This is a genomic window from Buttiauxella sp. 3AFRM03 (assembly GCF_003675305.1).
GTDB classification, from domain to species: domain Bacteria; phylum Pseudomonadota; class Gammaproteobacteria; order Enterobacterales; family Enterobacteriaceae; genus Buttiauxella; species Buttiauxella ferragutiae.
Map to the genome: position 1 here is coordinate 1,403,017 of NZ_CP033076.1, position 18,346 is coordinate 1,421,362.

The 18,346-nt window shown below is 51.9% G+C and carries 16 protein-coding genes; 8 read left to right on the forward strand and 8 right to left on the reverse strand.

What is annotated here, in order from left to right; translation table 11 throughout:
- The first annotated feature begins 42 nt into the window (after positions 1-42).
- From D8682_RS08150 to D8682_RS08160, 3 genes are all read left to right on the forward strand, one after another.
- On the forward strand, positions 43-780 hold the full coding sequence (locus D8682_RS08150) for a bifunctional 2-polyprenyl-6-hydroxyphenol methylase/3-demethylubiquinol 3-O-methyltransferase UbiG (protein WP_121813999.1): 738 nt from the start codon (positions 43-45) through the stop codon (positions 778-780).
- 107 nt (positions 781-887) lie between these two features.
- Entirely contained in the window at positions 888-971 is an 84-nt protein-coding gene (gene yohP, locus D8682_RS08155; protein ID WP_072011146.1) for a small membrane protein YohP, read from the forward strand.
- Positions 972-1,068: 97 nt separating this feature from the next.
- Complete coding sequence (locus D8682_RS08160; protein ID WP_121814000.1) at positions 1,069-1,983, forward strand: LysR family transcriptional regulator; 915 nt, start codon at positions 1,069-1,071, stop codon at positions 1,981-1,983.
- A gap of 99 nt (positions 1,984-2,082) precedes the next feature.
- On the opposite strand, the gene D8682_RS08165 is transcribed toward D8682_RS08160, so the two are convergent.
- The 7 genes from D8682_RS08165 to rhlE all read right to left on the reverse strand — a co-directional run bounded on the left by D8682_RS08165 (position 2,083) and on the right by rhlE (position 11,999).
- Positions 2,083-3,477 (reverse strand): glycoside hydrolase family 1 protein, encoded by a 1,395-nt coding sequence (locus D8682_RS08165; RefSeq protein WP_121814001.1) that lies wholly within the window; start codon positions 3,475-3,477, stop codon positions 2,083-2,085.
- 31 nt (positions 3,478-3,508) lie between these two features.
- Positions 3,509-5,371 carry a PTS beta-glucoside transporter subunit IIABC gene (gene bglF, locus D8682_RS08170; protein ID WP_121814002.1) on the reverse strand — a complete coding sequence of 621 codons (1,863 nt, stop codon included), beginning with the start codon at positions 5,369-5,371 and terminating at the stop codon, positions 3,509-3,511.
- Between the two features lie 168 nt (positions 5,372-5,539).
- Complete coding sequence (licT, locus tag D8682_RS08175) at positions 5,540-6,379, reverse strand: BglG family transcription antiterminator LicT (RefSeq protein ID WP_121814003.1); 840 nt, start codon at positions 6,377-6,379, stop codon at positions 5,540-5,542.
- A 153-nt stretch (positions 6,380-6,532) separates the two neighbouring features.
- A complete protein-coding gene (locus D8682_RS08180) occupies positions 6,533-7,717 on the reverse strand; it encodes an esterase (RefSeq protein WP_121814004.1) in 1,185 nt (394 codons plus the stop codon).
- Between the two features lie 12 nt (positions 7,718-7,729).
- Positions 7,730-9,322 carry a carbohydrate porin gene (locus D8682_RS08185; protein WP_064548459.1) on the reverse strand — a complete coding sequence of 531 codons (1,593 nt, stop codon included), beginning with the start codon at positions 9,320-9,322 and terminating at the stop codon, positions 7,730-7,732.
- A 234-nt stretch (positions 9,323-9,556) separates the two neighbouring features.
- A complete protein-coding gene (gene dusC / locus D8682_RS08190; RefSeq protein ID WP_064548461.1) occupies positions 9,557-10,489 on the reverse strand; it encodes a tRNA dihydrouridine(16) synthase DusC in 933 nt (310 codons plus the stop codon).
- A 136-nt stretch (positions 10,490-10,625) separates the two neighbouring features.
- Positions 10,626-11,999, reverse strand: a complete 1,374-nt coding sequence (rhlE, locus tag D8682_RS08195; protein ID WP_064548463.1) for an ATP-dependent RNA helicase RhlE — start codon at positions 11,997-11,999, stop codon at positions 10,626-10,628.
- Between the two features lie 251 nt (positions 12,000-12,250).
- Here rhlE and cecR point away from each other — a divergent pair, with 251 nt between their 5' ends.
- The 5 genes from cecR to D8682_RS08220 are packed head-to-tail and all read left to right on the forward strand — an operon-like array spanning position 12,251 to position 17,917.
- Positions 12,251-12,946 (forward strand): transcriptional regulator CecR, encoded by a 696-nt coding sequence (gene cecR, locus D8682_RS08200; protein WP_064548465.1) that lies wholly within the window; start codon positions 12,251-12,253, stop codon positions 12,944-12,946.
- Positions 12,936-13,934: a secretion protein HlyD gene (hlyD, locus tag D8682_RS08205; RefSeq protein WP_064548467.1), complete on the forward strand. Its 999-nt coding sequence runs from the start codon at positions 12,936-12,938 to the stop codon at positions 13,932-13,934. The genes cecR and hlyD overlap by 11 nt, the downstream gene beginning before the upstream one ends.
- Positions 13,927-15,675, forward strand: coding sequence for an ATP-binding cassette domain-containing protein (locus tag D8682_RS08210; RefSeq protein WP_121814005.1), 1,749 nt, complete (start codon positions 13,927-13,929; stop codon positions 15,673-15,675). Before hlyD ends, D8682_RS08210 begins: the two co-directional genes overlap by 8 nt.
- Complete coding sequence (locus tag D8682_RS08215) at positions 15,662-16,801, forward strand: ABC transporter permease (RefSeq protein WP_064548471.1); 1,140 nt, start codon at positions 15,662-15,664, stop codon at positions 16,799-16,801. The genes D8682_RS08210 and D8682_RS08215 overlap by 14 nt, the downstream gene beginning before the upstream one ends.
- 9 nt (positions 16,802-16,810) lie before the next feature.
- Entirely contained in the window at positions 16,811-17,917 is a 1,107-nt protein-coding gene (locus D8682_RS08220) for an ABC transporter permease (protein WP_064548474.1), read from the forward strand.
- On the opposite strand, the gene D8682_RS08225 is transcribed toward D8682_RS08220, so the two are convergent.
- Positions 17,879-18,289, reverse strand: coding sequence for a YbhQ family protein (locus D8682_RS08225; protein ID WP_121814006.1), 411 nt, complete (start codon positions 18,287-18,289; stop codon positions 17,879-17,881). The two genes, D8682_RS08220 and D8682_RS08225, sit on opposite strands and share 39 nt — an antisense overlap.
- Positions 18,290-18,346: the final 57 nt, after the last annotated feature.

The following is an 18,346-nucleotide window of genomic DNA, read 5'->3' on the forward strand; positions in this document are numbered from 1 at the left end:
AGACTTCTTCTGCCAATCACGGCTTTGCGAACAGGAGTTGCAATGACACAAAATATCTATGATAACCCGGCATTTTTTGAAGGATACGCCACTCTCGACCGCTCCATTAAAGGGTTAGATGGCGCACCGGAATGGGCGACCATGCAAACATTTTTACCGCCGTTGCAAGGTAAAACGGTGGTGGACTTAGGCTGCGGATACGGTTGGTTTTGTCGCTACGCACGTGACCAGGGTGCAGCAAATGTGTTGGGCCTGGATGTCTCGCTGAAAATGCTGGAAAAAGCCCAACAGATGACGTCAGACACAGGGATTGTTTATCGCCGTGAAGATCTCGAGAAGTTGCAGTTAGCAGCGCAAAACATCGACCTGGTTTACAGTTCGCTGGCGCTGCATTATCTGGAAAACATTCCGGCACTTTTCGCCACGCTTTATCAGGCGCTGGTTCCCGGTGGTATGCTGGTGTTTTCGGCAGAGCATCCGATTTATACCGCACCGTTGCAACAAGGCTGGATGACCGATCAGACCGGGCAAAAATCCTGGCCGGTGAATCATTATCAGCAAGAAGGTGAGCGTGTTAGTAACTGGTTTGCCGACGGTGTGAAGAAACAGCATCGCAAACTTTCAAGCTGGATTAATACCCTGGTTGCCAGCGGTTTTGTTATCGAAAAGCTTGATGAATGGGGACCAGACGCTGAACAAATCGCGCAGAACCCGGCGCTTGACGAAGAAAAAGAACGCCCGATGATTTTCCTGCTTGCGGCACGGAAAACGCTTATCTAAAGATCTTCGATTTGTCTCAATTTCCGCTTACCGGGAGGCGACTTCCCTCAGTGGCCAGCATCCTTGCCTATACTGTTTAGACACTAGCCATAAGATGGGGTGTTGAGATGAAAATTATTCTATGGGCCATTTTGATTATTTTTATTATTGGTTTACTGGTCGTAACGGGCGTGTTTAAAATGATTTTTTGATGACAATGGGTGCCATTTATTGGTGCCCTTTTCTTTTTTTCAGCTTGCGGGCAGCACTGTCGAAGTTTTATTATCACTCCAATTGATTGGAGAAAGAATGACTATCAAAGAAAGTGATTTCCGCAAAATAGACCTAAACTTGTTGATTGCCTTTGCGGTTTTATTCCGTGAGCAGAGCGTGTCGCTGGCAGCAGATAAGCTCCATCTTGGCCAACCTGCGGTAAGTGGTTCACTTGCTCGTCTGCGTGAAATGTTTGACGACCCGTTGTTTATTCGCAGCGGTCACCGTATGCAGCCCACGGCCCGTGCCACTGAACTGCACAGCGAGCTGATGCCACTGCTTGAACAGTTGCAAAGTGCGTTGTTCCAGCAGGCAGAATTCAACCCGGCTCACGCCAAAGCGACGGTCACCATCGGTATGTCTGACTGGATGGAGATGTGGCTGATGCCGCAACTGGTGCCAGTATTGCGTGAACAGGCTCCTGGTGTGCGTCTGAATGTGGTGGCCAGCGACCCGTTTACCGATGCACAACGCCTTGAAGGTGGCGAACTGGATATGGTTATCAGCGTGGCGAATCAATCTGCCCGTTGGATGGAGCGTGAACTGCTGACCAAAATGGAGTTTGTCGCGCTCTGGCATCCTGCTCAGTTACAACCCGAAGCTCCGATGTCTGTGCAAACCTATGCCGCACAACCGCACGTCCAGGTGAGTTACCGTGAAGCCATCAGCAGCCATATTGATATGCTGTTAGCCAGACAAGGACTGAAGCGAGAAATTAGTTACACCACACCGCATTTTTCCGCGTTGCCGGGTTTGTTAAGCATGATGCCAATGCTTGCGACGGTGCCGCAGGGTTTGTGTGAAAACTGGCAGCAAGTTTGGGGATTACACAGCAGCCCCGTCCCGCTGGAAATGGCGCCGTTTGAAGTGGCATTGTTGTGGCATCAGCGCCATAACAGTGATGCGGCGCTGATGTGGGTACGTGGGTTTATTAAGCGGATGGTCGGGTAGAATGGCCCTCACCCCGGCCCTCTCCCTCTGGGAGAGGGGGGAAATACTCGATCTGTTCCCTCTCCTGAGGGAGAGGGTTAGGGTGAGGGTGCCGTCAAATCACGCATTCAGGCTGGCCCCATTTGTCGCAATCACTTCTTTATACCAGCTAAAACTTTTCTTGCGTGAACGGGCAAGCGTGCCATTCCCTTGATCGTCACGATCCACGTAGATAAAGCCGTAACGCTTAGAAAGTTCGGCTTTCGAGGCGCTCACCAGATCAATCGGCCCCCAGCAGGTGTAACCCAACACTTCAACGCCGTCTTCAATTGCTTCGCGCACTTGCACTAAGTGGTCGTTGAGATAGCTGATGCGGTAGTCGTCATGTACCGTGCCGTCTGCTTCAAGTTTGTCTTTAGCACCTAAACCGTTTTCAACAATAAACAACGGCTTTTGATAACGATCCCACAGCTTATTGAGCAGAATACGCAGGCCGATTGGGTCAATTTGCCAGCCCCATTCGGAACTCGCCAGATGTGGGTTTGGCACCATATTCAGAATGTTGCCGCGTGCCCTGGCATTCAGTTCTTCATCCGCAGTGACGCAACCGGTCATGTAATAGCTGAACGAGATGAAGTCGACGGTCGCTTTCAGCGCTTCGCGGTCGCTGTCAGAGATTTCCAGCTTGATGCCGTTGTCACGGAAATAGCGCAGCATATACCCTGGATATTCACCGCGACATTGCACGTCGCCAAAGAACAACCAGTTGCGGTTTTCCTGCATGGTTTCCAGCACGTCTTCTGGCTTGCAGCTCAACGGATACACCAGGCCGCCCAGCAGCATGTTGCCGATACGCGCATCAGGAATGATTTCGTGGCAGGCTTTTACCGCCAGCGCACTAGCGACTAACTGGTGATGAATGGCCTGGTAAATATCTGCTTTAGTGCTCTCTTCAGGTAACCCGACACCGGTCATTGGCGCGTGAAGTGCCATGTTAATTTCGTTGAACGTCAGCCACAATTTCACTTTGTTTTTAAAACGAGTGAAAACACTGCGGGCGTAGCGGTCAAAGAAGGTGATCACATCACGGTTGCCCCATCCACCATAGTTTTTCACCAGACCCCACGGCATTTCGTAGTGAGACAGCGTCACCATTGGCGTGATGTTGTGTTTCGCCAGCTCATCAAACAGACGGTCATAGTATGCAAGACCCGCTTCATTAGGCTGAGTTTCGTCCCCGTTCGGGAAGATTCTTGTCCAGGCAATGGACACACGCAGGCAGCTAAACCCCATCTCCGCAAACAACGCAATGTCTTCCGGGTAGCGGTGGTAAAAATCGATGGCGACGTCTTTAATGCCAAAATCTCCAGGCTGGCGATCAACCGTTGGGCTTAACACCCCATTCGGCTGAACGTCGGAAGTGGAAACCCCCTTCCCGTCTTCACGCCATGCACCTTCAACCTGGTTTGCGGCAATCGCTCCACCCCACAAAAATGTCTCAGGAAATGCTTTCATCTGGTTCTCCTTTTTTACAAAAATTAATGGGTTAGCGGCTTACCGTCAGGAATGGCATACCTGATTCAATGGAAAGTTCATTGGTGAAACGCGTAACCGCAGTGTATTCGTCGCTATTGCTGATAATCACTGGCGTGGACAGATCGTAGCCCGCATCCAGAATGGCCTGGCGGTCGAACTCAATTAGCAGGTCGCCGGGCTTAATTTTGTCCCCCACTTTCACATGAGCAGTGAAGTACTGCCCATCGAGTTTTACCGTATCAATGCCGATATGAATCAACATTTCGATGCCGCTATCGCTGAGTAAACCAATGGCGTGGCGCGTCTGGAACAGCGAGGCGACTTCGCCGTGGAACGGGGCGATGACCCTACCGGTCAGCGGAATTATCGCCGCCCCCTCACCGAGTAAACCGCTGGCGAAAGTGGAATCGGGCACCTGATCCATCGCCAGTACCGTGCCACTCATCGGTGCAAGAATGTCGTTTTCTGTTGGCTGGACAATAACGGTTTCTGTCGCCACTTCACTGCGCGGCAGCCCTGCGATAAAGGTCGTAATACACGCCAGGGTAAATGCCAGCCCGGTCCCCAGAATCGCCCCCCACACCGACATATCGACTCCAGTTGACGGAATAATCTGCGAAAACGTGAACACGCTAACCAGGCCGAATGAAAATACGCTGGTCTGGCAGTAACCGACAATCACACCACCCACCGCGCCCGCAACGCAGCCAAAGATGAATGGACGACGGTTTGGCAGCGTCACGCCGTAGACCGCAGGTTCGGTGATGCCGAAGATCCCCGCGGTGACCGCCGATCCCGCCAGCACTTTCAGCTTCTTATCACGAGTACGCAGTAACACACCCAGCGTCGCGCCCACCTGCCCCATCACCGCAGGCAGTAACAAAGGCACCATCGTGTCGTATCCCAGTACGCTCAAATTGTTGATCATCAGTGGGACTAAACCCCAGTGCAGGCCGAAGATGACGCAAATCTGCCAGACAGCCCCCATGAATCCGCCCGCCAGCCACGGTGCAAAGGTATAAATTGCCTGATAACCATGGGCCAGACTCTGGCTCAGCCAGGTCGCCGCCGGGCCAATCAGCAAAAATGTCAGTGGAACGGTGATGGCAAGGCAAAACAACGGCGTAAAGAAATTACGCACCGCAGATGGCAGCCGTTTGTTGAACTGCTTCTCCAGCCAGCAACTCACCCACGCAGCAAAAATAATCGGGATGACTGATGAACTGTAATTAATAAAGGTTATCGGTATGCCAAGGAAATTCTCGTGAACCGCACCAACCTGGCTGGTTGCCTCAAACGCTTGCAGCACCACCGGATGCGTCAGAGCGCCACCAATCGCCATGGTAAGAAACGGATTGCCGCCGAATTTCTTACCGGCGGTGTAACCCAGCACCAGCGGGAAGAAGTAGAACAGCGCATCACTCGCCGCAAACCAAAGCTTATAAGTGCCGCTATCCGTCGAAAGCCAGCCGCAAACTACCGCCAGCGCCAGCACACCTTTCAAAATACCGGAGGCTGCCATCACACCGAGGAACGGGGTAAATATCGCCGAGACAATATCAATCAATTTCCCGAAGATACTGGCTTTCTCCCCCGTGACTTGCAGCGAGGGTTCGCTCTCATCCGTGAGCCCTGCGGCGGCGCGAACCGCGTTGTACACATCGTGTACATGGTTGCCAATCACCACCTGGAACTGACCACCGCTTTCCACCACCATGATCACGCCAGGATTTTTTTTCAGCGCTTCGGCATCAGCATTTTTATGGTTTTTGAGCTTAAAACGCAGCCGCGTGGCGCAATGCACCAGGCTCGCAATATTCTCGCGCCCACCGACATGGGCCAGAATATCCTTCGCAACTTCTTGATACGCCATGATTCTTCCTTCCACTTTTCGCCCTCAGGCGACGTGCGACATGAGTAAATTTCAAAAAAAAACCTGAGACTCGCTTCCCGTTAAGGAAACCAGTGCTCAGGTTTTGCCTGCCGCAATCGCGGCAGTAACAATCCATTTTTTAATTGCACGCCTTGCGACGCGCGATACTTAAACTTTAAGACTCTCTTTACGGACTCGCTCAATGTGAATGGCGAGAAACATAATTTCCTCGGTCGTCAGCTCACGCTGATATTCCGTCACCAAATGGTGGTTAATCTTTTCAGCACATTTCCAGGCGCGAGGATAATTATCTTTCACCGCAGCATGCAGCGTTGCATCATCATCGGCCACCACGTTGCGGCTCAGCATACGTTGGGCGAAAAATTTCAAGTGTGTGACAAAGCGCTGATAACTCAAGCTATCTTCATCGTACTCAAAGCGTAGCTGGTACTTCACGATCTGCAATATTTCCTGCATCACGCGGGTGACATGCATCACCTCAGGCATTTCACTGTTCAGTTGCGCCGTAACCAAATGCAGCGCAATAAACCCGGCTTCATCTTCCGCCAGTTGAACATTAAGGCGTTTATCGATGATTGCCAGTGCTTCCTGACCGAGCAAAAACTCTTTGGGATAGAGACGTTTTATCTCCCACAACAGCACATTGCGAATCGCCATCCCTTTCTTTTGCCGCTCAATAGCAAAGTGGCAGTGATCGGTCAGCGTGATATACAAACTGTCTTGCAACTTGCCTAAACGCTGGCGCGAAAGCTCGATAATACGGTCGCAGGTGGTCATCACTTCCAGCGGGATTTGGCTTAACAGTTCGCCTAAACGCGCCACCAGCTCATCGCTTTGCAGGGCAAAAACCTTCTCGATTTTCTCCTTTTCAAGCGGTTCACCCACCTGTTTCTGGAAGCCAAGACCGCGGCCCATCACCACTTGTTCACGTCCGTGTTCGTCCAGAATCACCACTACGTTGTTATTGAGTATTTTGGCGATCTTCATAGAAACCCCAGAAACAAAAAAACCTGACCTCCGGCACAGGCCAGAAAATCAGGTTTTGCCTGCAAAAGCAGTAACAATCCAGTCCGGCCACTGTACCAGTTTCGTTTCGCCTCTCAATGCCACAAACAGCAAAGCGTGACGGCTGTCGCGAGTTTACCGCTGCGGGGTAACAAATAGCTGCTGCACAAATTCCGCATACGCAGGCCGCCAGACGTCCATCTCGTGCCCCAGCCCAGGATATTGTTTATAAGTAAACTTTACCCCTTGCTGTTCAAGCTGGCTTTTCAAACCGGCGATATCTTTGCCCGTTACCCCGTCTTTTTCACCGACCACTAAGGTGAAGTTATGTAACTGCTTGTTGATAGCCTGCGGTTGGGCAAGTTGACGTGAAACAGCCTCGTTTGGCACGGTTGTGGTGCTAACACCGCTAAACGTTGCCAGCCAGCCAAAGCTATCCAGATGGCTCATTCCTGAAACCAGTGCCTGGTAACCGCCTTGCGATAAACCCGCTAACGCCCTGCCCGCCGCGTCTTTGCGCGTAGTAAAGCGGCTGTCGATAAGCGGAATAATGTCCTGCATCAACTCTTTGTCCGCAGCAGCGGCATTGAGCGGGTAGAAACTTTTGCGGCGTTCAACTGGCGGGAAGTTTTCCGCCACCGCCAGCTGGATGTCGGTTTCGGTATCCGGCACCACGACCAGCATGGGCTTGATTTTGCCTTCAGCCAGCAGGTTATCCATGATTTGTGGAATGCGCCCCTGCGTAATAGCCGACAGGCCGGTATCGCCAAAACCATGGTAGAAATAGAGCACTGGCAGCGGCTCACCACCTGGCTTGTAGCCCGGTGGCGTCCAGACATAGACCTGGCGTTCGGCCTGCAATACCTTCGAGTGGTAAGCCAGCGTTCTCAGTTCCCCGTGCGGAACCGCGCGCTCATCTAAAATACTGCCTGGAACAAGAATCAAGCTAGTGTTTACCTGGCGTTGAGGCTTGGTGAAGCGACTGCCGGTATCGATGCTACGAAAGCCATCCACATCAAAATAGTATTCGTAGAGGTTTGGCTTAAGCTGCGCGCTACTCCACGACCAAATACCACTTTCGTCGCGCGTCATCTCGTGGGATTGCTGGCTTTCTGGTGTGCTCCCGGTAACGACCGAAACGCGTTTTGCGCCAGGTGCAAACAGGCGAAACGTTACCGAGTTATCATTATTCAGGCCAGTGATGTATTGACTAACGGGCACGGTTGCCGCAGGCGAAGAAGGTAACGTGGCCGCCTGAGTTGCGGGTATGCCCAGCAGACTCACGATAACTAACGATAAATAATGCAGTTTAATTTTCATCATATTCCCTTATTACCACCACACTTCAGCCTGAGCGCCAATCGCCAGCTGATCATTTTTCTCATCTGCAAAACTAAAATTATCCAGTTCATTATTCAGTGAATGAATATAAGTAGCATAGAATCGTATTTCTGGACGAGAAGTTAACATGCTGGTGTTCACTTTTAATGCGTGATAGAGCGTAGTTTTATAACCTGACTCAGTAAATTCATTGCCCATCTGGTCAGTATTCTTCTGGTTGAAATAGCCTAATTCGATACCCGTCTGATTATATTTACTCCAGATATACGCTGGGCGAATCACGGCACGGACACTTTCAAAATCTGTATGTGCTCCAGTTTCATAGCTATAAACATCCTCACCCCGAGAATAAACCAGTGCATTAGCCAGAATAATATCGTCACGTAAATAAGTTTCACCCTGTGAGACAAGTCTTAATGCGGTGCCACCGGTATGCTCACCATAATAACGCCCATTAAATGAGGTGTAAGGGCTGGAACCTGAGTAACGGGCAAAACTGCTGGCTAAAGAGTTATTTGCCACAAGGAAGCTAAATTCGTTAAAGCCACCGTTGTCGAAATTTTGTTTCAGCGCAGTGCCGACCATCCAGGTATCTTTCCAGCGATAATAGCCATTTTTGTCTTCGTTATTATTCTGCATGTCACTCTGGTTCGCCATCGCATAGCGGCCATTGACCATCAGCTCAGCTTTATCCCACAGCGGGATCGACTTATAACGAGCATCAATAGTATTAACATTCAGTTTCTGTGATTTGCTGAGATCCTGGTTATAACCGTCAATATCTTCACGTATTAAGGCAATATCCAGTTTGCCGCTACCCAGTTTCATGTCCTGAATCCCCAGCCCGCCACCGCCATCGGTGCGCTGAGTTTTCCAGTCCAGCATCTGGATTTCATACATCGGTAACTGGTGCTTACCGACCCAGAAATCAGCTTCAGGCGCAAAGGGTAAAAAGCCTTTAGTGTTAACATAAAGATCTGAAAACTGGAGGTAGTTTTCGTTATTAGCGTTATCGCCAAACCAGCCGGCGGAATATTGCTGGCCGACGTTACCATCCAGCTGCACTACCGCATGAACCGTTTTACCCCCTTCGTTGTAGACCCGTTGTGACACTTTTAAATCAAACCAGCTGCTGTATTCGTTCCCTAAGCGGCCTAATGAACCAATGGCCCAGGATTTTGGTGCGCCTTCCGTAGTGGTTCCCCAGCCAGAGCGGAAATAGCCGTTATAGCTAAAGCCAATATCCTCCTTAACAAATTTGCTCAGGTCACTCATGGTCATTGCCGAAATTTGTGGCGTGGTTTTCTCAGATTCCAGCGAGGTTGATGGTGAAGTTGTTGCTACTAATACCTGGTCCGGTCGCGTCGTTTGCTTAGCAAATACATTCATATCAGAAATGTTTTTACGATTAATTTGTTCTTGTGACTTATAATATTGCAGTTCTTTTTTAGTTTCCTGTAAATCCTTTTCCAGCATTTCCAGACGCTGTTCAACGGATAGCTTTGCGCTACTTTGCGCATAAAAAGGAAATACTAACGGCGCCAGCAACACCGTGGTGAGTACATAGTGCGATTTAATATCCATATAAGAGTCCCAGAGGTAATGCAATCAGTAACTTAATTGCGAATTGCCTTCTGACAAAAACAAAAAAACCCGACTCTCCTTAAATAAGGAGAATCAGGTTTTGCCTGCTTGAGCAGTAACAATCCAATAATCTATTACGCTGACGATAATAAACGCCAGCGAATGTATGGCAATGTTTATTTAAATAGTCTGTGACCGCACTCTAATTTTTTAACCAATTAGCGGCACCTCTAATTATAAACTGTTAATTGCCTGGCTAATTGTCGCAGAAGTTTTATAGCTGCGAATTTCAGTAAATAATTCGGTGGCTTCAATATATTCTTTACGTAAATACCCCAACCACTGTTTTATACGTGCAACGTGATACATCCCGGTATCGCCCTGCTTTTCTAGTTGGCTATATTTTTGCAGTAATTTTACCACGTCCGGCCACGGCATACGCGGCTCGTTATATTTAATCACGCGGCTTAGATTGGGTACATTAAGCGCCCCACGGCCAATCATTACCGAATCGCAGCCGGTTGCTGCCATGCAGTCTTGCGCACTTTGCCAGTCCCAGATTTCACCGTTAGCAATCACCGGAATCGACAAGCGCTTGCGTATTTCACCAATCGCCGCCCAGTTGATGCGTTCGGCTTTGTATCCGTCTTCTTTAGTGCGCCCGTGAACGGTAAGTTCCGTGGCTCCAGCCTGTTGCACCGCATCAGCAATTTCAAACTGACGCGCATCGCTGTCCCAACCGAGGCGGATTTTGACCGTCACCGGCAAGTGTGCAGGCACCGCTTCACGCATTGCTTTTGCACCACGGTAAATCAGATCGGGGTCTTTGAGCAGTGTGGCTCCACCGCCGCTGCCGTTGACCAGTTTAGACGGGCAACCGCAGTTGAGATCGACGCCCCAGGAACCCAGTTCCACAGCGCGCGCGGCGTTTTCAGCTAACCATTGCGGATGCTGCCCCAGCAACTGGACTCGTACTAGCGTACCCGAAGTGGTGCGGCTGGCATGATGAAGTTCAGGGCAAAGTTTATGGAACGATTTTACCGGCAAAAGCTGGTCGACCACGCGCAAGAACTCGGTGATACACAAGTCGTAGTCATTCACCTCGGTAAGCAGTTCCCGAACCAGCGAGTCGAGAACCCCTTCCATTGGCGCAAGCAGTACACGCATAGCGTTTTTCCGGTAAAAAAAAGAGGCGCTATGTTAGCACCTCTTGAATGGGTCTTAAAACCACCCTCACCCCGACCCTCTCCCTGAGGGAGAGGGAGGAATCCAGTCCCCTCAGGGAGAGGGCGTTATAAATTAATTACGCGGAAGCAGGCTTACGCGCTGGACGACGACGACCATTCGCACCAGCAGGTTTCCCGGCACCATCACCCTGTGGGCGTGATGGACGACGTGGAGCACTGCTGCGATCGGAGGATGCACCGCCACTATTACCGCCACGACGTTGACCCTGGCCTTGAGCGCCGCCGTTTCCACGACCGCCACCGCCACGCTGCTGTTGACGACCGTTCACAATCGGCTCAGCAGGAATAGATGGGTCAACTTCATAACCAGGGATCGCCATACGCGGAACTTCACGCTTCAGCACACGTTCGATGTCACGCAACAGTTTGTGTTCATCGACACACACCAAAGACAGCGCTTCACCCGTTGCCGCCGCACGGCCAGTACGGCCAATACGGTGAACGTAATCTTCCGGTACGTTCGGCAGCTCGTAGTTCACAACATGTGGCAGCTCTTCGATATCAAGACCACGTGCCGCGATGTCGGTCGCAACCAACACACGAATGCCGCCGTTTTTGAAATCAGCCAATGCACGAGTACGCGCGCCCTGGCTCTTGTTACCGTGGATTGCCGCTGCGGTAATGCCATCTTTGCCGAGCTGTTCAGCCAGGTGGTTGGCACCATGTTTGGTACGGGTAAACACCAGCACTTGCTGCCAGTTACCTTCGCCAATCATCTGTGACAGCAGTTCTCTTTTACGTTTCTTATCAACGAAGTGAACGTGCTGAGTCACTTGCTCTGACGCGGTGTTACGACGCGCAACAGAGACTTCTTCCGGGTTATGCAACAGCTTTTCAGCCAGCCCTTTAATGTCATCAGAGAAGGTCGCAGAGAACAGCAAGTTCTGGCGACGCGCAGGCAGTTTAGCCAGCACGCGACGAATATCGTGAATGAAGCCCATGTCCAGCATGCGGTCGGCTTCGTCCAGCACCAGGATTTCTACCTGGTCGAGTTTCACGGCGTTCTGGTGTTCCAGATCTAACAGACGGCCAGGTGTTGCCACCAGCACATCAACGCCGCTACGCAGTTTCATCATCTGCGGGTTAATGCTCACGCCGCCGAAAACCACCAGCGAACGGATATCTAAATATTTGCTGTAGTCACGCACGTTTTCGCCAATCTGAGCGGCAAGCTCACGGGTTGGCGTCAGGATCAGCGCGCGCACCGGGCGACGGCCTTTCGCATGCGGCTGTTTGTCTACCAGGCGCTGCAACAGCGGCAGGGTAAAGCCTGCGGTTTTGCCGGTACCGGTTTGGGCACTGGCCATCAGGTCGCGACCAGCTAAAACAACCGGAATCGCCTGACGTTGAATAGGGGTAGGCTCACGATAGCCTTGCTCTTCCACTGCACGCAGAATATCGGCGTTCAGGCCGAGAGAATCAAAAGACATAGGTACTCCAGAATCGCCCTGACCGCGAGGTGCGGTGTAGTTTCCAGGGGTTCATATGACGCCAGTCATTCTGGCGCGAGAGAGGGGCACAAACCACGGTGCCGTAAGCCGCGCAGTGTAACAGGTTTTGTGATTTTGCGCACAAATTCTATTTTCTTACGCATTCACAAGATAAATATATCGGACTAGACAGGTAATCACATCGAGCCTACTCTTAATCAATCGATTGATTAACTTTTTAAGAGGTCGGTATGAACGCAACACCGACGCCTGTCACAACCCGCGGTGAGCAGGCAAAAAAGACCCTGATTGCTGCGGCTCTCGCGCAATTTGGTGAATACGGCTTACACGCTACTACGCGCGATATCGCCGCACTAGCCGGGCAAAACATTGCCGCCATCACCTACTATTTTGGCTCAAAGGAAGAGCTGTATATGGCCTGTGCGCAATCAATAGCTGACTTCATCACGCTTAATTTCAAGCCGCACGTCGAACGCGCCGAGGCCCTTTTACGCCTGCCGCAAACGGATAAATCACAGATTCGCCAGCTGATACATACTGCCTGCAATCACATGATTATCCTGCTGACTGCCGATGAAACGCTGAATCTCAGCAAGTTTATCTCCCGCGAGCAGCTCTCACCCACACCGGCTTATCAGCTCATTCACCAGCAGGTGATTGCTCCGATGCACACCCATCTGACCAGCCTCGTCGGGCGTTATACCGATAGAAGCCCCAATGACACCGAAACGATTCTCCATACTCATGCGCTGCTTGGGCAGATTCTGGCTTTCCGGCTGGGGCGAGAAACCATTCTGCTGCGTGCCGGATGGTCGACATTTGATAGCGAAAACGTGAAGAAAATCAGCGATGTGGTCGGCAGCCATATCGATTTCATTTTGCAAGGGTTAGCGAATCAACGAGGGAAAACCGGCAATGAAAAGTAAAAAGCCGATCATTATCGTGTCAATTGTGGTGCTTATCGCCGCAGGGATTGCAGGCTGGATGTGGTACAAAAGCCAACAGGATCAAGGGTTAACGTTGTACGGCAACGTGGATATCCGCACCGTCAATATGAGCTTCCGCGTCGGCGGGCGTTTGGCCGCGTTACAGGTGGATGAAGGCGATGCGATTAAAGCAGGTGAAACGCTGGGTGAACTGGACCAGGGGCCATATCAAAACGCCCTGCTTCAGGCGCAAGCCAATGTCGCTGCAGCGCAGGCCAAGTTTGACCTGATTATCGCCGGTTATCGTGACGAAGAAATCGCTCAGGTTGCCGCTCAGGTGAATCAGGCGCAGGCGGCATTCGATTACGCGCAGAACTTTTATCAACGCCAGCAAGGTTTGTGGGCGCGCCGGGTAATTTCAGCCAACGATCTGGAAAATGCCCGTTCATCCAGCGAGCAGGCCAAAGCAACGCTGAAAGCAGCACGCGATAAATTAAGCCAGTACCGCACCGGTAACCGCCCGCAGGAAATTGCCCAGGCGCAAGCCAGCTTACAACAAGCTAAAGCCCAGCTCGCCCAGGCACAACTGGATTTGCAAGACACCACGCTGGTTTCCCCATCAGATGGCACTTTGCTGACCCGCGCCGTTGAACCCGGTAGCATGCTAAATGCCGGAAGTACCGTATTAACCCTCTCCCTCACCCGCCCGGTTTGGGTGCGTGCTTACGTTAATGAAGTGAGTCTGAACCAGGCGAAACCCGGCACCGAGTTATTGGTGTATACCGATGGCCGCCCGGATAAGCCGTATCACGGCAAAATTGGTTTTGTCTCTCCCACCGCTGAATTCACGCCGAAAACCGTCGAAACGCCGGACTTGCGTACCGACCTGGTGTATCGCCTGCGGATTATTGTCACCGATGCTGACGACTCGCTGCGCCAGGGCATGCCGGTTACCGTGAAATTCAACGACGAGAAAGCGCATGAGTAGCCAGGAGGGCATCATCCGCCTGCAAGGGTTGATGAAACAGTTTTCCGGCCAGCAAAAGCCTGCGGTGGCGAGCCTTGAATGCGAGATTCATACCGGCTCGGTCACTGGTCTGGTCGGCCCGGATGGCGCGGGGAAAACCACTTTAATGCGTATGCTGGCAGGTTTGCTGAAACCGACCGAAGGAACTGCAAGCGTCATTGGCCTGGATCCTATCGAAGACGACCGCGCCCTGCATGCGGTTCTGGGATACATGCCGCAAAAATTTGGCTTGTATGAAGATTTAACGGTGATGGAAAACCTGACGCTGTACGCCGATTTACGCAGCGTCACCGGGCAAGAACGTGAAGAGACGTTTAAGCGGCTGCTGGAGTTTACCGCCCTTGGCCCGTTTACCACCCGCCTCGCCGGGAAGCTATCCGGCGGCATGAAGCAGAAACTCGGCCTCGCCTGTACGTTAGTCGGCCAGCCTAAAGTGCTGTTGCTTGATGAACCCGGTGTCGGCGTTGACCCGATTTCACGCCGCGAGTTGTGGCAAATGGTGCACGAACTGGCCGGTGACGGCATGTTGATTCTGTGGAGCACCTCGTACCTCGACGAAGCCGAACAGTGCCGCGACGTGTTGCTGATGAACGAAGGCGAGCTGTTGTATCACGGTGCGCCGAAGGAATTAACCCAACAAATGGCGGGGCGCTCGCTGCTGGTTAGCCACAGCGAGGAGAATAACCGCAAGTTGCTACAACGCGCGCTCAAATTGCCGCAGGTCAGCGACGGCGTGATTCAGGGGCGTTCGGTGCGCCTGATCCTCGCAAAAGGGTCGACCGTTGACGAACTCAGCCAGGCGCTCGATCTCCGGCCTGAAAGCATTGCACAAACCGAGCCGCGTTTTGAAGATGCGTTTATCGACCTGCTCGGTGGTGCGGCGACACAAGAATCTCCGCTGGGGAAAATCCTCCATACTGTGGAAGGCACCCGGGGTGAAACAGTGATCAAAGCCGAAGCGCTGACCAAAAAGTTCGGTGATTTCGCTGCCACCGATAACGTGGATTTCACCGTCCAGCGTGGTGAAATTTTCGGCCTGCTGGGGCCAAACGGAGCCGGGAAATCCACCACATTTAAAATGATGTGCGGCTTGCTGGTGCCCACTTCCGGCAAAGCGCTGGTGCTGGATATGGATTTAAAAACCAGTTCCGGCAAAGCTCGCCAGCACCTGGGTTATATGGCACAGAAATTTTCGCTATACGGCAACCTCACCGTGGCGCAAAACCTGCGTTTTTTCTCCGGTGTATATGGCCTGCGCGGCAAAGCCCAGGAGGAGAAAATTAACCGCATGAGTGACGCGTTCAACCTGCAACCGATTATGAACAGCGCCACGGATGCCCTGCCCCTCGGCTTTAAACAGCGCCTGGCACTGGCCTGCTCGCTGATGCACGAACCGGATATTTTGTTTCTTGATGAACCGACCTCGGGCGTTGACCCGATTACGCGCCGCGAATTTTGGTTGCACATCAACAGCATGGTGGAAAAAGGCGTCACGGTGATGGTGACCACCCACTTTATGGATGAAGCCGAATACTGTGACCGCATTGGGCTGGTGTATCGCGGCAAGCTGATTGCCAGCGGCACGCCAGACGCTCTGAAAGAACAAGCCGCCAACAACGAGCAAACTGACCCGACCATGGAACAAGCGTTTATTACGCTTATCCATCAATGGGATAAGGAGCACGAAAATGAGCGAGCATAACCAGGCCGTTTCCTGGCGAAGGGTGCGAGCCCTGTGCGTGAAAGAAACGCGCCAGATAGTGCGTGACCCGAGTAGTTGGTTGATTGCGGTGGTGATCCCACTGTTGTTGCTGTTTATTTTTGGCTATGGCATCAACCTCGATTCCAGCCGTCTGCGGGTCGGGGTGTTACTGGAGCAGCAAAGCGAAGAAGCGCTGGATTTCGCCCACACCATTACCGCATCCCCCTATATCGACCCGACGGTGAGCGATAATCGCCAGCACCTGATTCAGTTAATGCAGGCGGGAAAAATTCGCGGGCTGGTGGTGATCCCAACCGATTTTGCGCAAAACATGGCGCGAGCTGGTGCCAGCGCGCCGATACAGGTGATTACCGATGGCAGCGAGCCGAACACCGCCAATTTCGTGCAGGGTTATATGGAGGGGATTTGGCAAATCTGGCAGCAACAGCGGGCGGAAGATCGCGGGGAAAAGTTTGAACCGCTGATCGATGTGCAGTTGCGTTACTGGTTCAACCCGGCGGCCATCAGCCAACATTTTATCATCCCAGGTGCTGTGACCATCATCATGACGGTGATTGGCGCAATTCTGACTTCGCTGGTAGTGGCACGGGAATGGGAGCGCGGCACTATGGAAGCCCTGCTCTCAACGCAAGTCACGCGCACCGAACTACTGCTGTGCAAACTGCTGCCCTATTACGTGTTAGGGATGCTGGCAATGCTGCTGTGTATGCTGGTGTCGGTGTTTATTCTCGACGTGCCGTATCGCGGTTCATTGCTGATTTTATTCTTCATCACCAGTCTGTTTTTGCTCAGCACACTCGGTATGGGGCTGCTGATTTCGACGATTACCCGTAACCAGTTTAATGCCGCCCAGGTGGCGTTAAATGCTGCCTTCTTGCCGTCGATTATGTTGTCTGGGTTTATCTTCCAGATTGACAGCATGCCAGCGATTATCCGCGCGGTGACCTATGTCATTCCGGCGCGTTATTTCGTCAGCACCCTGCAAAGCCTGTTCCTGGCGGGGAATATTACGACCGTGTTGGTTATCAACGTGCTGTTTTTAATTGCCTCGGCGGTGATGTTTATCGGCCTGACGGCCATCAAAACCAAGCGCCGTCTTGATTAGGGAAAAGCGATGTTATATCGACTCTGGACATTAATACGCAAAGAGCTGCAATCCCTGTTGCGCGAGCCACAAACGCGGGCAATTTTGATTCTGCCGGTGGTGTTGCAAGTGGTGCTGTTTCCGTTCGCCGCCACGCTTGAAGTGACTAACGCCACTATCGCGATTTACAACGAAGATAACGGCAGCCATTCGGTTGAGCTGACACAGCGTTTTGCCCGCGCCAAAGCATTCAGCCATGTGCTGTTGCTGAAAAGCCCGCAAGAGATCCAGCCAACTATCGATAACCAAAAAGCGCTGCTGCTGATTCGCTTCCCGGCAGAGTTCTCGCGTGATATTGCCAGCCAACAGCAGGCAAAACTGCAAATCATTCTTGATGGGCGTAACTCGAACAGTGCGCAGATTGCCGCCAATTACCTCCAGCAAATTGTGAAGAATTACCAACAGGAACTGGTGTCCGGGCAGCCAAAACCGAACAACAGCGAGCTGGTGGTGCGCAACTGGTATAACCCGAATCTGGATTATAAATGGTTTGTGGTGCCATCGTTGATTGCGATGATTACCACGATTGGCGTGATGATTGTCACCTCACTTTCCGTGGCGCGCGAACGTGAGCAAGGCACGCTCGATCAGCTGTTGGTTTCGCCACTCGCCACCTGGCAGATTTTTGTTGGTAAAGCGGTACCCGCGCAAATCGTGGCGATTGGCCAGGCAACCATTGTGCTGGGCGTCGGGATTTGGGGTTATCACATTCCGTTTTCAGGCTCGCTGTTGCTGTTTTACTTCACGATGCTGATTTACGGTTTGTCACTGGTGGGCTTTGGTTTGCTGATTTCGTCATTGTGTTCGACGCAACAGCAGGCATTTATTGGCGTGTTTGTCTTTATGATGCCGGCGATTTTGCTGTCGGGTTATGTTTCACCGGTCGAGAACATGCCGGTGTGGCTGCAAAACCTGACGTGGGTAAACCCGATTCGGCATTTCACTGACATCACTAAGCAGATTTATTTGAAGAACGCGAGTTTTGACATTGTCTGGGGAAGTGTGTGGCCGCTATTGGTGATAGCAGCCACAACGGGTTCAGCGGCGTACTGGATGTTTCGGCGCAAAATCGCCTGAGGTTTTATCTTTGGCGAACAGCGAATAAATAATCGGCCCGGCAATCATCGCCAGCCCGGCTCCTGCCAGCAGGAATTTATTCTCGACCACGCGTGACAACAGCCACAGCACAATCATCGCGTTGCCGAAATACCAGGTGGTAGTCAGCTCTTCAAGAAAATCACCAATATCACGTAAGCGCCCTGTACGAACACGTTGCAGGGCGAACATCAGGATAACTGTCACGACATACAGCAAACATAACCCAATGCCGACCGGTATGAGGGAGGCAGTTTTCCAGCCAACGAGCAGCACACAAAGCACTGAAAGATGCAGCATTATTTGCCAGCAGCTTAGGCCTGTAGTCACTTGTACACGTTGTTGCCATTTCATTAATTTCTCTCCTGGCCACTAATTCCTGTCATTCAGAGTACCGCAGTATGCGGAAAA